This is a genomic window from Nonomuraea sp. SYSU D8015 (genome assembly GCF_008065375.1).
GTDB lineage: Bacteria > Actinomycetota > Actinomycetes > Streptosporangiales > Streptosporangiaceae > Nonomuraea.
The window spans coordinates 16,033-29,975 of record NZ_VJYI01000034.1 but is presented as its reverse complement, the minus strand read 5'-3'; the positions used below and the strand labels follow the sequence as shown (position 1 = coordinate 29,975).

At 69.7% G+C, this 13,943-nt stretch carries 14 protein-coding genes; 4 read left to right on the top strand and 10 right to left on the bottom strand.

Annotated elements, in window-relative coordinates; translation table 11 throughout:
- Positions 1-86 precede the first annotated feature (86 nt).
- The 7 genes from ID574_RS54215 to ID574_RS54185 all read right to left on the bottom strand — a co-directional run bounded on the left by ID574_RS54215 (position 87) and on the right by ID574_RS54185 (position 7,962).
- A complete protein-coding gene (locus ID574_RS54215; RefSeq protein WP_188196927.1) occupies positions 87-1,523 on the bottom strand; it encodes a class I SAM-dependent methyltransferase in 1,437 nt (478 codons plus the stop codon).
- A gap of 83 nt (positions 1,524-1,606) precedes the next feature.
- On the bottom strand, positions 1,607-2,569 hold the full coding sequence (locus ID574_RS54210) for a glycoside hydrolase family protein (protein ID WP_188196926.1): 963 nt from the start codon (positions 2,567-2,569) through the stop codon (positions 1,607-1,609).
- A gap of 3 nt (positions 2,570-2,572) precedes the next feature.
- Positions 2,573-3,472, bottom strand: coding sequence for a carbohydrate ABC transporter permease (locus ID574_RS54205; RefSeq protein WP_188196925.1), 900 nt, complete (start codon positions 3,470-3,472; stop codon positions 2,573-2,575).
- On the bottom strand, positions 3,469-4,611 hold the full coding sequence (locus tag ID574_RS54200) for a carbohydrate ABC transporter permease (RefSeq protein ID WP_223168070.1): 1,143 nt from the start codon (positions 4,609-4,611) through the stop codon (positions 3,469-3,471). Before ID574_RS54200 ends, ID574_RS54205 begins: the two co-directional genes overlap by 4 nt.
- Positions 4,612-4,671: 60 nt before the next feature.
- Positions 4,672-5,979, bottom strand: a complete 1,308-nt coding sequence (locus ID574_RS54195) for an ABC transporter substrate-binding protein (RefSeq protein WP_188196924.1) — start codon at positions 5,977-5,979, stop codon at positions 4,672-4,674.
- A gap of 47 nt (positions 5,980-6,026) precedes the next feature.
- Entirely contained in the window at positions 6,027-7,088 is a 1,062-nt protein-coding gene (locus tag ID574_RS54190; RefSeq protein ID WP_188196923.1) for a LacI family DNA-binding transcriptional regulator, read from the bottom strand.
- Between the two features lie 190 nt (positions 7,089-7,278).
- Positions 7,279-7,962, bottom strand: a complete 684-nt coding sequence (locus tag ID574_RS54185) for a TetR/AcrR family transcriptional regulator (RefSeq protein ID WP_223168069.1) — start codon at positions 7,960-7,962, stop codon at positions 7,279-7,281.
- A 104-nt stretch (positions 7,963-8,066) separates the two neighbouring features.
- Between ID574_RS54185 and ID574_RS54180 the strand changes: the two genes are divergently transcribed.
- The 4 genes from ID574_RS54180 to ID574_RS54165 all read left to right on the top strand — a co-directional run bounded on the left by ID574_RS54180 (position 8,067) and on the right by ID574_RS54165 (position 10,912).
- A complete protein-coding gene (locus ID574_RS54180; RefSeq protein ID WP_223168068.1) occupies positions 8,067-8,807 on the top strand; it encodes a CPBP family intramembrane glutamic endopeptidase in 741 nt (246 codons plus the stop codon).
- 49 nt (positions 8,808-8,856) lie between these two features.
- Positions 8,857-9,039 (top strand): hypothetical protein, encoded by a 183-nt coding sequence (locus tag ID574_RS54175; protein WP_188196921.1) that lies wholly within the window; start codon positions 8,857-8,859, stop codon positions 9,037-9,039.
- Between the two features lie 94 nt (positions 9,040-9,133).
- The gene (locus ID574_RS54170; protein ID WP_188196920.1) at positions 9,134-10,549 is read left to right on the top strand and encodes a hemolysin family protein; all 1,416 of its coding nucleotides are present in this window, start codon (positions 9,134-9,136) and stop codon (positions 10,547-10,549) included.
- 72 nt (positions 10,550-10,621) lie between these two features.
- On the top strand, positions 10,622-10,912 hold the full coding sequence (locus ID574_RS54165) for a hypothetical protein (RefSeq protein ID WP_188196919.1): 291 nt from the start codon (positions 10,622-10,624) through the stop codon (positions 10,910-10,912).
- A gap of 102 nt (positions 10,913-11,014) precedes the next feature.
- Here ID574_RS54165 and ID574_RS54160 read toward each other — a convergent pair whose 3' ends face one another.
- The 3 genes from ID574_RS54160 to ID574_RS54150 all read right to left on the bottom strand — a co-directional run bounded on the left by ID574_RS54160 (position 11,015) and on the right by ID574_RS54150 (position 13,940).
- The gene (locus ID574_RS54160) at positions 11,015-12,232 is read right to left on the bottom strand and encodes an acyltransferase family protein (RefSeq protein WP_223168067.1); all 1,218 of its coding nucleotides are present in this window, start codon (positions 12,230-12,232) and stop codon (positions 11,015-11,017) included.
- The gene (locus ID574_RS54155) at positions 12,213-12,422 is read right to left on the bottom strand and encodes a hypothetical protein (RefSeq protein ID WP_188196918.1); all 210 of its coding nucleotides are present in this window, start codon (positions 12,420-12,422) and stop codon (positions 12,213-12,215) included. The genes ID574_RS54160 and ID574_RS54155 overlap by 20 nt, the downstream gene beginning before the upstream one ends.
- Before the next feature lie 219 nt (positions 12,423-12,641).
- On the bottom strand, positions 12,642-13,940 hold the full coding sequence (locus ID574_RS54150; protein ID WP_188196917.1) for a family 43 glycosylhydrolase: 1,299 nt from the start codon (positions 13,938-13,940) through the stop codon (positions 12,642-12,644).
- Positions 13,941-13,943 lie beyond the last annotated feature (3 nt).

Genomic DNA, 13,943 nt, shown 5'->3' with positions numbered 1-13,943 from the left:
TAAAGCGCGATACGGCCAGTCCGGAAGACTACGGTCGAGATTAGTAGGAGACTTACAGGCAAGTGGGGTAATTGTCCACTTTATGATCAAATGCGAACTATGGGTTTGCGGTAGACGTGAGTCTCGAAGTTCAGACTCAGCTCGCACTTCGTACGGAAATAGTGCTCCTCGGCCTCCCGATACTGCTCCTTGGCCGCCTCCAGGGAGCGCACGAAGGACAGAAGGCCCCACCCTTCCTCCCTCCCCAGCAGGATCTCGTCCTCGCCGAAGACCGGCTCGGAGCCTCCGGTGTTGCGTACGGTCGTCACGAACCGGGTCTCCGGCTCGAAGCCGAACTCCGCGGCCCGTCGTGGCAGGTCCGTCAGGATGGCGCGGTCACCGGGATAGTGGTGATCATGTGTCTCGATCATGCGGCGGATCCGGTCGGGGCCGGTGAAGCTGTCGTCGTTGACGTCGACCACGTACAGCACTCCGCCCGGCCGCAGCACCCGCCACATCTCCAGCAGCGCCAGGTCGGGGTTGCGCAGGTGGATGAAGAGGAAGCTCGCCGTGATCACATCGTGCGAGGCGTCCGGCTCGCCGGTGGAGTACGCGGTGCCTTGGCGGAGCGTGAGCTCGGGGAAGGCCGAGCGGGCTCGCGCGCGGAGCTGGGGCGAAGGTTCGACACCCCGGACCCGGTAGCCGGCGAAGACGGGGTGCCGGGCGAGCGCCGCCAGCCGGTCTCCGGGACCCGAGCCGATGTCGAGCAGGGAGGCGGGTGCGGCAGGGAAGGAGGTGGCCGCCAGGCGGGGTGCCTGCTCGGCGGCCACCAGCCGGCTCTGCGCGGTCAGGCGGGGCATCTCCTCGGCCAGGGACAGCGGCTCCAGGTAGAGGTTCTCCGCGCCCAGGCGATCCCGGGCCGGCAACTGGTCACGCCCGCTGTCGGCCAGGAACTTGACCAGGGAGGGAACGGGGATCTTGAGGCCGTTGTCCGGCGACCTCTTTCCGAGGGCGCGGTAGGCGAGGTACAGCTCCTCCAAGGCGTCCCTGCCTTCGACGGTCATCACCGTCACCGCGTCGCCGTCCGCCCCGAGGTCGGTGTGCCTGACGAAGCCGCGTCTGGCGTACCGTTCGGCCAGCTGCCGGTGCTCGCCCCTGAGCACGATGAAGAAGCGGGCAGGCCGCAGCGACTCCATCACCTGCCGCATCATCGAGGTGCCGAGCTGCTCGGTGACGAGCCCGCCCCGGTACGCGGGAAGCTCCACCCTCTTGCCGATCTGCACCGATAACCCGTCGACCTCGGGCAGACGCAGGTCGGCCAGCTCGGGCGCACCCGGCTCATAGACGTACGCCGCCAGCGCTCCGATGATCTTGTCGCCGGACATGGCGCACAGGTGAAGGCCGGCGGGATCCCTGTCGTGGTGCGCCATGTCGTCGCCGAACCCCTGCTCGGACAGGAACACACGCCGGCGGAGGTCGACGATTCTCTCGCCGGCCTCCTGCCATTCAACCCATCGCGCCTGGACGCCTGCGTCGTCGTACATGGCTGCGGAACCCCCTTGGATCACCGAGTGCGGACGGCGCGAGGCTAACGCAAGGTTGTTGCGTTCCACTTGTGGCTCAGTGGCTACCGGTGGGCCGCGCTGCGGTCCACGGCAGGCACCAAGCCCGAATCCGGCGTGCTAGTGACGGGGACCGGGTCGGCGAGCTCGCCGACGAAGCAGCCGTCGACGAGGTCGCGGAACGCCATCAGGTGCCAGCGGCCGTCGTGCCGGACCAGGCGCCCAGCGTAGAGCGAGGGTTCGGGGAACAACCGGGCGGTGGAGATGTCGAAGGGGCCGTGGAGGCTGGGCCCGGTGACGCTGAAGATCCCCCCGGAGCCGTGACGGCGGCGCGCGTCCTCGTCGAGTTGGGCGCTCGCACACGAGAAGATCAGCGTGGGCGTGCCGTCGACGACTTCGGCCTGGATGACCTCGATGTGGCCGAACCCGGCGCCGGGCTCGGTCAGTGGCGGCTGGACGTGCCACTGCTCCAGGTCGGTGGAGGTGCAGTGTCCGACGACGCCGCGGCTGCGCCAGTCGCCGTGGGCGGCGCGGGCGGTGACGTACATGTGCCATCGGCCGTCCTCGCCCCGGAAGACGAAGGGGTCGCGCCAGGCTTCTTCGGGCCAGGCGGACTGGCCGTGCTTCTCGTACCAGCGGGGGTCGGCCTCCAGGACGGTGTGCGGCGGGTGTTTGTGCCAGACGAGGAGGTCGGTGGAGGTGGCGATGCCGACACGTTGGACGTGGCCGCCGTCCTGCCGGGTGGTGCCGGTGTAGAACATCCACCACCGACCGGCGTCGTCGCGTACGACGCTGCCGGTCCAGGTTGTCCAGTCGTCGAACGCCGGGGAGTCCGAGACCGTCAGGGCGTCGGGGAGGACCGTCCAGTCCCGCAGGTCGGCGGAGACGGCGTGGCCGACGCTCGGATGGCGGTGACGGCGGTCGGGATCCCCGAGGCCGCGCGAGGCCCGGAGGTAGAACACGTGGTGGAGCCCACCGTCGTAGGCGTACCACGAGTCCCAGACCCAGCTGTCCGCCAGTCGCAACATTGATTACCCCTTGATTCCGCTGCTGGCCACGCTGGCCACGAAACTGCGTTGGAAGATGACGAAAAGCACCATGATCGGCAGTGTGACCAGGGTGGTGTAGCCCATGATCTGGCCCCAGGGCACACCCTCGGCAGTGTTGGACTGGAAGAAGTAGTCCAGGCCGACGGGGAGCGGCCGCAGGCCCTCCTCCTGGACGACCATCGTCGGCCACAGGTAGGAGTTCCAGATGGGCAGGAAGGTGAGGATGGCGCTGGTGGCGAAGGCCGGTCCGCTCAGCGGGACGACGATGCGCCGGTAGACGGTCAGGAAACTGGCGCCGTCGATGAAGGCGGCCTCGTCGAGCTGACGCGGGATGGACTTGAAGTACTGCACGAACAGGAAGATCGAGAATGCGTTGGCGATGAACGGGACGATCTGCACCGCGTAGGTGTTGATCCAGCCGGTGGTGAGCTCGGGCGTGCCGGAGGCGAACGAGAGATAGGGCAGATTGTTCACCCAGTACAGCAGCGGGATCGCGAGCGCCTCGAGCGGCACGATGAGGGTCGCGATGAGCACCCCCATGACGATCCCCTGCCCTCGCCAGCGCATCCGGGCGATGCCGAAGGCGGCCAGGCTGTTGACCAGCAGCCCGAGCCCGACGACGAGGAACGAGATGAGCAGCGAGTTGGCGTAGAAGCGGGCGAGCGGGACCCGGCCGAACAGTCCTTGGTAGTTGTCGAGACCGACGTCTCCCACCGGCAGGAACGCCCGGATCGAGTCGAGGTCTTCGAAGATCTGCAGCTTGCCTTTGAAGCTGGACACGATCATGAAGATCATGGGCAGCAGGAAGGCGAGCGAGAACAGCGCGCCGGCGATGTAGAAGACCGTGCGGGCGAGGGTCCGGCGGGCCTTGATGGTGGTCATGCGTCCTTCTCCCTGGTCAGCCGGCGCTGGATGAGTGCGACGCACAGCACGAGCACGAAGAACACGAAGGAGATGGCCGAGGCGTACCCGATGCGCTGCTTGCCGTAGCCCTCGACCAAGGCCTGGTAGACGAGGGTGGAGGTGGAGTCCAGCGGCCCGCCCTTGGTCATGACGTTGATCTGCGTGAACAGTCCGAGCGCGGCGATCGTGATGGTGACCAGGACGAACACGAAAGTGTGCCGCAGCCCGGGCCAGGTGACGGCGGTGAACGTGCGCCAGGGGCCCGCGCCGTCCATCTTGGCGGCCTCGTACAGCTCGGCCGGGATGGTCTGCAGCCCCGCCAGCCAGATGATCATGTGGAAGCCGACGGCCTGCCAGATCGACATGACGATGATGGCCGGCAGCGCGGTGGACGGGTCGGCGAGGAAGGCGATCGGGTCCCAGGACGGGTAGACGGCCTTGATCGCGTTGTTGATCAGTCCGTCCTTCTCGTAGATGAAAGCCCACAGGATCGACACCACGACCATCGACATCACCACGGGCAGGAAGAACACCGTGCGGAAGAACACCCGCCCCCGGAACCTGCTGTTGACCAGCAGCGCCAGCAGCAGGCCCAGCCCTCCTTGGACGGGGACGACGACGAGGGCGAACACGGCGGTGTTGCGCAGCGACTTCCAGAACAGCGGGTCGCCGGCGAGCCAGAAGCTGCCGCTCTTGCCGTCGGCCGCGACGGAGTCCGACAGCACCGACATGCCCTCGTAGGGGCTCCCGCTGCCGTTCTTGGTCAGGCTGCGCAGGGCGGTGCGGACGGTGCCGTCGGGCCCCGCGAGCTCGCGGACGCGGGCCTCGTCGAGAGTGACCTGCTTGATGCTCAGCAGCTCTTCGAAGTTGGACAGGCCGACCCAGCGGGTGGGTTGCGGCGAGGAGAGCTTGGCGTCGGTGAAGCCGAGGCTGAGGGCCAGGGCTATCGGGATGATCAGGAAGATCAGCAGCAGGAACATCGCCGGGGCGGTGAAGAGCCGCCCCGTCCTCGCCTCGGCCTTGCGGCGGTCGGCGGGCCGGCCGGGCCGCCGGCTGGGGCGGTCCCGCATGTAGGTGACGGATCGCTTGGGTCTGCCGCGGGCATGCGTCAGGGACACGTTGACCTCACAGGTGGGGCGGGTCCGGGGCGGGTGCGGCACGCCCCGGACCGGGGCCGATCACTGGTAGTTGTCGTTCTCGGCCAGGTTCTTGTCGATGGCGTCGACGGCGGTGTTCAGCGCGTCCTGCACGTTGGCGCCGGCGATGATGTCGGCCGCCGCCTTCTCGAAGGTCTTGGCGATGAACGGGTAGGCGGGTGTCGGCGGGCGGATGAGCGCGTACTTGCGGGCGAGCTCGATGTAGGTGCTCTCCTTCGTGCCTTCCTTGAACTTCTCGCCCATCGCCTGCGCGCCGGCGGAGGCGGGCAGGTTGCCGAGCTGCTCGCTGAAGGCCGACAGGTACTTGTCCTGCAGCCCGAAGGCGATCCAGCCGTTGACCGCCTCGGGGGTCTGGCAGGTCGCGGACATCCCCCACTGCCAGGAGCCCGCGCCGATGTAGGGCTGCTTGCCCAGGTTCGGCGGCGGCAGGACGACGATGTCGTCGAACTTCTTCATCGCGTCGCCGACGCCCCAGGAGCCGTTCCACTGCATCGCGACCTTGCCCTGCAGGAAGTCCGTACGGTCGGCGGACTCCTTGGGGTTGGCCAGCTTGTTCTTGAACAGGCCCTGGAACCACTCGCCCCACTTGACCGCCTGCGGGCCGTTCAGCACACCCTCGGCGGTGGAGAAGTCGGTGCGGTTGATGAGGTCGCCGCCGAAGGATTGAAGGAGCGGCGAGTAGGCGTAGGGGTACCACTCACCGGTCCAGCCGGTGCCGAGGTCGAGGGGGTAGTCGTACTTGCCCGACGCCTTGAGCTTGGCGAGGGCCGCGTCGAGCTCCTCCAGGGTCCACGGCTGGTCGACGGTGGGGATCCGGATGTCGTTGTCGTCGAGGATCGACTTGCGCGTCAGGATGCCGAGGGCGGCGTCGTAGAAGCCGACCGAGTACAGCTTGTCGTTGTAGACGCCCTTGACTCCGGGCAGCAGCGGGTCGGTGAGCTTGGCGTCGAGGGTCAGCGGCTGGAGGTAGTCGGCGTACGCCCAGCTCGGCATGACGGGAGCGTCGACGTCCAGGAGGCACGGCAGGCTCTTGGACGCCGCGGCCGACACGACGGCGTCGTTGTAGGAGGCCTGGGGGAACGCCTGGACTGTGACCTCGTACTTGTCCTGCGAGGCGTTGTAGTCGTCGGTGACCTGCTGGACCAGCTTGAGCTCGACCTCGTTGCCGGCGTTGTGCGTCCACATGGTGACCTTGGTCTTGCCGCCGGACGTGGCCGCGGCGGAACCGGTCGGCCCCGCGCTCGTCCCGCCGCCGCCGCAGGCGGCGAGCGCCAGCGCACCGGCGACGCTCAGGGCGGCCACGGGGAGGCTCCGGGCTAGTATTGACATGATGCCCTCCAAGCGAGGCAACGGCTGCGCCGTTGCGTGGGTATTGCTCACCTCCGCGCGCTGGCCCTGACCCGACCAGTGCGCGGAGCGGCGACCGAGTCTCGGACGACCAGGCCGCCATTGATGCGGACCTGGCTGACCCCCAGGTCCTCCGCCGACTCGATACGCTCGATGAGCCGGCCCACCGCCCACTTGCCCATCTGGCGATGGGGCAGCGCCACGGTGGTCAGTCCGGGGCGGAGCGCCTCCGACACCAGGACCTGGTCGTCGAACCCGACGATCGACATGTCCTGGGGCACACGGATGCCCCGCTCGAAACAGGCCATGTAGACCCCCATGGCCATGCGGTCGGTGAAGGCGGCGACCGCCGTCACCTTCGGGAACTGCTCGAGCAGCCGTTGCATGGCCGCGTAGCCGTCCGCGGCGTCGGCGTTCTCGGTCAGGACGACGCGCCGCGGGTCGTCGTCCCATCCGTGGCGCGCGGCGACGTCCTCGAACGCCTTGGTCCGCAGCCTGGTCGCGGGGTATCGCATGGTGTGACAGATCCACCCGACGTGCCGGTGGCCGGCGCGGGCGAGCTCTTCCAGGACCTCGGTCTCGCCGCCGTACTCGTCGGGCACCACCCAGTCGATGTCGTGGTCCGGGCACAGCGCGTCGACGAGAACGGTGGGCGCGGGTAGTCGCGCCGGTAAGGCGAGCTCCCGGTGGAAGTAGGAGGCGATCAGGATGCCCGCGACCTGGTGCTCCTGCAGCAGGAGCAGGTTCTCGGCGATGGCTTCCGGGGTGCCTGCGTCCTCCGGGGTGCCGGCCTCGATGAACAGCAGGTCGTAGTCGTGCTCGCGCGCGGCTGACTGCGCGGCTTCGAGCATCGCCCCGGCGTAGGGCAGGGTGGCCACGCCCAGGCTCAGCAGGCCCAGCAGAGGAGCCGACTGCCTGCGGAGACTGCGGGCGGCTCGGTTGCCGCGGTAGCCCAGCTCCGCCGCCGCCATCCGGACCCGCTCGGCGGTCGCCTCGGCCACCCGGCCTTCGGCCTTGCCGGACAGGACGAGCGACGCGGCCGCGACCGACACCTCGGCCCGGAGGGCGACGTCCTTCAGAGTGGCTGTCATGGCTCCTCGTTAATCGATTGACGTTAATCGATTGACGGAACAGTACGTCCACGTGTCGGCCACGTCAACAGCCGTTACCAGTACGTGACGGGGCCTGCGTCCTGTGCTGTCTGACCAGGGGCGACCCGGTTGCGGATTGCCTGGCCCGCGCGTCGGGGCAGCTGTGGGGCGGAGATGCGGGCCCGGCGCCCTATCTCCGCCTGCCGTAGCGCTGGGGTCTGGCGGGTTGAGCGCGGGGAGCACGTGACGGTCCACTTGGTAGTGGAGTCGGCTCGGCGAGGGCCTGGTGCCAGAGGCGAATTGCGGCTTGCAGGTGGCCAGTGGTGTCGCGGTCGCTTGGTGGGTCGAGCAGGGTGCCGTGAAGTTGTCCCTCGATGCCTTGGACGGCCAGCAGCGCGCTCAATCCGGGATCAGGGCCACCGGCTCGAAGGCGGCGCAGTTCGCCGGCCAGGGCGTGGGCGATCTGCTGTTCGGCTTGGCGGAAGCGGGCGACCAGGCCGGGTGTACGGGGGGCTTGGTCGAACAGCAGCCGGTGCAACGCGGGCCGATCGGTGTGCAGCGCGGCCACGCATCCCACCAGGTCGGTGAGCAGATCGTGCAGGGACGGGCGATGCTCGGCGGCGCGGGCGAAGACTTGGGCGACCTGCTCGGCGCTCTGGGCGAGGTGGCGCTCGGCAAGAGCCACCAGCAGCGCGTCCTTGTTCGGGAAGTACTGATACAGCGATCCGATGGACACCCCGGCGCGTTCGGCGATCTTGTTGGTGGTGGTGTCGGCGTAGCCGTGGCGCTGGAAAAGCTGAGCGGCCGCCTCCAGGATCGCTGCGACCGTCTCGCGGGAGCGCTGCTGGCGGGGTTGTTTACGCGGTGTGAGCACGAGCCTCCAATGCGAGTACCGAAAACTGAGAATAGCTCGCATTATTGATGGCGGGCCGATCACCCGCCTCTCCCCGCTTCCCCGCTCTGAACGGAGACGTCTTCGTGCTGCCCGACCTCCTAAACTACGGCGCCCGGATCCTGCCCGGCCTGCTGTTGATCGGCGCGTCTTTCGCACTGGCGCGCGCCGAGCGGGACCCGCTGCTGCGCATCCTGACCCTCGTCTTCGGCTTCGTCCTGGTGAGGGATGCGATGACGCCGCTCGGGTTCTGGCGATTGGGCACCGCGGGAGAGGTGCCGTGGCTGCGCTTCACCGACCAGGCGGGCGTTCTGCTGGTGTTCGCCCTGGGCACGGTGGCGGCGACCGCGGGCGTGCTGTGCCTGGACGGCGGGCTTCGCTCGCTGGTGCGCTGGGGCAGGCTCACTCCGGTCACGCTCGCCTGCGGGCTGGGCGGCGGCGTGCTGGCCGCCGCGCCGGTCCTGCTGCTTTCACTGCCGACGCCGCTGTCCGAACGCGGCGGGGCGGTCGCGGTCACGCTGCTGCCGGTGCTGTTGCTGTTCAGCCTGGCGGGCAACCTCGCCGAGGAGGTGCTGTTCCGGGGGTTGCTGCAGGGACGGCTGGAGCAGCACGCCGGCGCCGTCCGCGCGGCCGTGCTGTCGGCCCTGCTGTTCGCGGCCTGCCACGTCTTCCTGGCCTCGACGGTGACCGACGTCGGCTGGCCGCTGCTGGCCTTCACCCTGTACGAGGGGCTGATCTGCGCCTTCCTGCGATTGCGCAGCGGCGTCATCGCCGCCGCCCTCGCACACGGAACAGCGATTTTCCTGCTGGCCGGCGCGTTGGTCTGAGCCGCCGCCAACGTCACCAGGTCCGGCGGGAAGATCATCGCTCACCGCGATGCCGCTGCCCCTTCCCGCTGCCCCCGGCCGCGGCCTCGCAGCGCCATGGCAGGCTCGTGCCGTCGAGGTGGGCTGGGCGCTGGCGCTCAGTGCCGCGCTCCCGCTGATCGTCGACGGCGAGCACGACACGGCGGCTGCCGACCAGTCCGCGCCGCCGGCCCCGCCTCGGTCGCTCGGGTGAGGGAGGTGTTGCCCGCTCCTGGCCGCCAGCGGCCCCGGCCGGCACAGGCCAGGTGTAGCGACCTGCGAGGTCGCGGGGAGCAGACGTCCGTCACGTGGGCAGGTCGGACCCGCCGGGGTTCCCGTTGGCGGCCGACGGCGATGAACTGGATGGTGCGGGAGCGGCACGGCGGCTGGAACAGCGCGGCGCCGGCGGCAAGATCGTTGCCCGCCTGGCCCGCGACCCCAACCGGTTCCTGGCCACCATCCAGCTCGTCATCACGTTGTCGGGCTTTTTGGCCTCGGCCACCGCGGCGGTCACCCTCGCTCAGCCGCTGGTGCCGCTGCTCGGCTTCCTCGGCGCCGCCGCCGGCCCGGTCGCCATCGTGTTGGTCACGATCGTGCTGCCGTTCCTGACCCTGGTCTTCGGCGAGCTCGCCCCCAAACGCGTGGCCATGCAACGCGCCGAGACCTGGGCGCTGCTGGCCGCCCGGCCGCTCAACTTCATCGCCACCCTGTCGCGCCCCGTGGTGTGGGCGCTGGCCAAATCCACCGACCTGGCCGTCCGGCTGATGGGCGGCGACCCCAACCGGCACCGCGAGGAGATCAGCCCCGAAGAGATCCGCGACCTGGTCGCCACCCACCGCGGCTTCACCCCGGAACAACGCCTGATCATCTCCGGCGCCGTCGAGATCACCGAACGCGTCCTGCGCGAAGTCCTCATCTCCCGCCGCCAGGTCTTCACCCTGAACGCCGACACCCCCATCGACCAGGCCCGCCGCCTGCTGGCCGGCTCCGGCCACTCCCGCGCCCCCATCATCGGCAGCCGCGGCCTGGACGAGGTCATCGGCATCGCGCACCTGCGCGACCTGCTCACTGACGAGGCCGCCGTCACGGCCGCCGACGTGGCCCGCCCGGCGCTGCTGCTGCCCGACAGCCTGCCCGTCTCCGACGCGCTGCGCCGCTTCAAGGCCGAACGCCAGCAGTTCGCCCTCGTCATCGACGAGCGCGGCTCCATCGACGGCATCGTCACCCTCGAAGACCTCCTCGAGGAGGTGGTTGGCGAGATCTACGACGAAACCGACCGCGACATCCTCACCATCGACCGCGAGGCCGACGGCAGCCTGCTGTTGCCCGGCACCTTCCCCGTCCACGACCTGCCCGACCTCGATGTGCACCTGGAAGAGCGGCCCGATGGCGACTACACCACCATCGCCGGCCTCATCCTGGCCCTGCTCGGCCACGTCCCCACCGCACCCGGCGAGAGCGTCGCCACCAGCGGCTGGCAGCTGCACATCCTGGCCATCCAGGGCCACGCCATCACCCAGGTCCGTCTGACGCCGGTGCCGGAACCGGCCCGGGCACCCTCGTCGATGCCGGGCCCGCCGCTTGACCGCTCGCGCGTGCATGCCCGCGCCGGGGTGCGGACCGGGCCGCCGATCCCCGCTGGTCCGCCGCAGACCTCTGCGACCAGCGCTGGGAAGTGCATTTGGCAGCGGGGCCGTGCCCCTGGCAGGGGCATGATCCTATGAGTAGCCGTCCTGTCATGTCCGAGGCCTGACCGTCCGCCTCGACGACGGACGCGACGGCACCAGATACGTCAAGTGGGTCGCCGCCGGCACCCCGGAGATCGGCCTGCCCGGCGAAGCCAAACGCCTGGCCTGGGCGCAGCGCTGGGCCTGCTCCACGACGCCCTGCCGACGGGCCGGTGCCCGTTCGACTGGAGCATCCAGCGGCGGCTCGAACGCGCCGACGAGCGCATCGCCGACGGCGAGGAACCGGCGGACTGGTTCCCGAGCACCGGCATCTCGACCTCGCCGAGGCCCGGGCGCTGCTCGGCGCACCGCCCGCGATACGACGCCGCCTACTACCGCCTGCTCTACGACCTGGCATGACCGTCCGCGCCCCGCAGGGACGGCCACGCCGTATTCGTCTCCCCAGGGCAGTGCCGATGGCCCGGGTCACGCTGGCCTACGCCCAGGCCCGGCCGCGATGATTCACGCTGCCGTGCCCGGCTCGCCGGCGTGCCGCTCGGAATCATGCCGGTCGGTCAAGCGTCGGCCCATCCGCTGCAGCGGCCGCTCCACGAAGCGGTACGTCACCCAACTGACCGGCACCAGCAGGGCTAGCACGACCACGCTGATGCCGATCTGCGCCGGCAACGCCGCCCAGCGCATCTCCCCGACCAGGCGCATGACGATCAGCAGGATCGGCAGATGCACCAGGTACAGGGAGTAGCTGATGACGCCCAGCCAGACCAGCATGGCCGGCACCCGCCGGCTCCGCAGCGCCATGGCGGCCGCGAAGGTGAGACCCGCCAGTACGACGGTCAGGCTCCACACCTGTGGTCGCACCCACCACCAGCCGGCGTTGAGTGCCCATACCGGCGTCGCCGCCACCAGCACCGCCGCGATGCCCACCGGCCACAGCCGCCCCCGGCCGCGCTCCCACCGGTGGATCGCCGTGCCGGCGAACATCACCGCGACGATCGCCGCGCCGAACCAGGGCACCCGGCTGCTCAGCAGCAGCAAGGCCAGCGCCATGACGCCCAGCACGACGGCGGCGACCCTGGCCGCGCGCCGCAACAGTATGCACGCCAACCCAGTGGCGAACACGGCCAGCGACAGCCAGGCCAGCCACGCACCCGACAGCGGCGGCGCCGACAGCACCACGCCCGCCACCGCCCCGGCCAGGGCGAACAGTACCGGCAGCAGGCCCCGCCCCTCCCGTACCCCGGCCGCGAACAGCGCACCCGTCAGCAGGTAGAAGACCATCTCATACGACAGCGTCCACATGGTGTTCAGCACGCCGCCCGCCCCGACCACATCCAGCAGCATCGTGGCGTGCGCGGCCACCGCCGAGGCGTCCCGGGGCACCTCCGCCCGCAGCGCGATCCACGGCGACAATGCCAGCACCACGCCGATGACCGCCAGATACAGCGGATACAGGCGAAAGACGCGGCCGATCCAAAAGGCTCGCAGGTCGCGGTGCCGTTCCAGCGAGTGCGGGATGATGTAGCCGCTGACCAGGAAGAACACCAGCACCCCGTAGACGCCCAAGTTGAAGGAAGTGGGGCGTAACCAGGGCATGGCCCACGTCGTCAGATGCTCACCCACCACCGCCAGCGCACCGACGCCGCGCAGCGCGTCCAGCCACGCCAGTCGCGACGGCGCCATCGGCGCGGCTTGGCGGGCATCAGCAGGGGTGGTCAGCACAGCCCCAACGTATCCGGGTGCCGGGCCCGTGCCCCATGGTGGTGACGGTTAGTGACCTCTGCCGGGGACGGACGTGATAGGCCACACCAGTGACCCAATCACCGGTGTCCTCGCTGCGGCGGAACACCAGGTTCGTCGCCGTCATGTCGTACTTCACAGGCGCATCCACCAGCGGATCCTGCTCATCCATACCACCCGGGGGGCGAAGGACGGCCTTCCACCCGGTTCCGCCCCGACGAGCGCGACGCCCGCTGACCGACGACTTCGGGGGTCTTCTCGACGGCGCTGTGCCAGGCGAGATCGGCCCGTGATGGTGATCGGCTTGGCCATATGTTCATCATGTGACGAGCAGTCGTGTTGTCCTGCGCACAGCCAAAGGCGAGGCTCCCCTATGGCGTCGGCCTCCGGATCAGGCGATCTCGATGTAGTCCAATTCGGCCCAGCGCGTCTGGTGCTGGAAACGCAGGGTGTTCCAGCCGGCGGCGAGCGTGAGCTGGGCCGGCACCTGTGTCCAGTTGTCCCAGCCGCGGTTGGGGTAGCTCAGCGTGAACTGCGCCGACCCGTTCACCGTCACCAGGTGCTGCGCGTCGCCGTACCCGGCGGCGTAGGCCACGTACGCCGTGTAGGCCCCGCTGACCGGCGCGTACACCCGTACGTCGACCCAGCTGTCCGCATGGTCGATCTTGGCGACGACGGCGCCCTGTGACGCGCCCGCCGCGCCGGTGCGGACCTCGGCATGGTTGAGCGTGCCGCGCTCGGCCTCGTAGCGCACCCGGCTGCCGCGGACGACCGGGTAGTCGTTCGCCCAGCCCAGCTCCGCGGTGTACATGTGGCGCGCGTCGTTCACCCAGCCGTGGAAGAAGACCCGGTCGCCGAGCACGTCGGTCCCGCCGGGGCCCTGGACCGCGCCGTCGAAGGTGGCGGTCGTCATCAACGGCCGGTACGCCTTGGTGTAGGGCCCGGTGAGCGACGGGGACACGGCGTAGCCGGTGAAGTAGCCGTTGCCTGTGTAGGAGCCGCCCGAGTAGAAGAGCACGTACTGGGAGGGCCGCTTGACCAGCACCGGAGCCTCGATGACCCCGGCCTCCTCCGGCCGGTCGTTGCGGATGAGCTCGGTGCGGCCGCCGACGAAGGTGACGCCGTCCGCGCCGACCTGCTGCAGCCACAGGACGGTGGGCCGGCCGACGGCGTTGCCGTCGTTCTTGTAGACCAGGTACCTCTTGCCGTCGGTGTCGACGAAGCTGGACGGGTCGATGTCGCCGCCCTCGCTCGCGTCGCAGACGAGCGGCCCGTTGCCGACCGGCTGGAAGGGGCCGAGCGGGTTCGCAGAGGTCGCGGCGCCGATGCACATCCGTCCGGTCGCGGTGCTGGGGGCGGTGAAGTACATCAAATAGCGGCCGTCGGGAAGGCGCGAGACGTCGGGCGCCCAGAAGCCGCCGTCGCCCGCCCAGGACGGCTTGGCGGGCAGCGCGTCCCCGCGTACGGTCCACGGGCCGGTGGCGGACGGCGCGCTGGCTACCGGGATGCGCCCGGCCCGACTGCTGGTGGAATAGGCGTAGAAGGTGGAGCCGACGTGGATGACGTCAGGGTCCGGGAAGTCGGCGCGGATCACGGCCGTCGGGGCCACGGCGGCCTCCGCGGACCCGGCCGCCGGCAACCAGGCCGCGGCGGCGGTGAACACCAGGGAGAGACGGCCGAGCAGCCGCATGGG

Coding starts and splice junctions, on each gene's coding strand:
- ID574_RS54215 (WP_188196927.1), bottom strand. CDS start 1,523: ATGTACGACGACGCAGGCGTCCAGGCGCGATGGGTTGAATGGCAGGAG.
- ID574_RS54210 (WP_188196926.1), bottom strand. CDS start 2,569: ATGTTGCGACTGGCGGACAGCTGGGTCTGGGACTCGTGGTACGCCTAC.
- ID574_RS54205 (WP_188196925.1), bottom strand. CDS start 3,472: ATGACCACCATCAAGGCCCGCCGGACCCTCGCCCGCACGGTCTTCTAC.
- ID574_RS54195 (WP_188196924.1), bottom strand. CDS start 5,979: ATGTCAATACTAGCCCGGAGCCTCCCCGTGGCCGCCCTGAGCGTCGCC.
- ID574_RS54190 (WP_188196923.1), bottom strand. CDS start 7,088: ATGACAGCCACTCTGAAGGACGTCGCCCTCCGGGCCGAGGTGTCGGTC.
- ID574_RS54175 (WP_188196921.1), top strand. CDS start 8,857: ATGCCGCTGCCCCTTCCCGCTGCCCCCGGCCGCGGCCTCGCAGCGCCA.
- ID574_RS54155 (WP_188196918.1), bottom strand. CDS start 12,422: ATGGATGAGCAGGATCCGCTGGTGGATGCGCCTGTGAAGTACGACATG.
- ID574_RS54150 (WP_188196917.1), bottom strand. CDS start 13,940: ATGCGGCTGCTCGGCCGTCTCTCCCTGGTGTTCACCGCCGCCGCGGCC.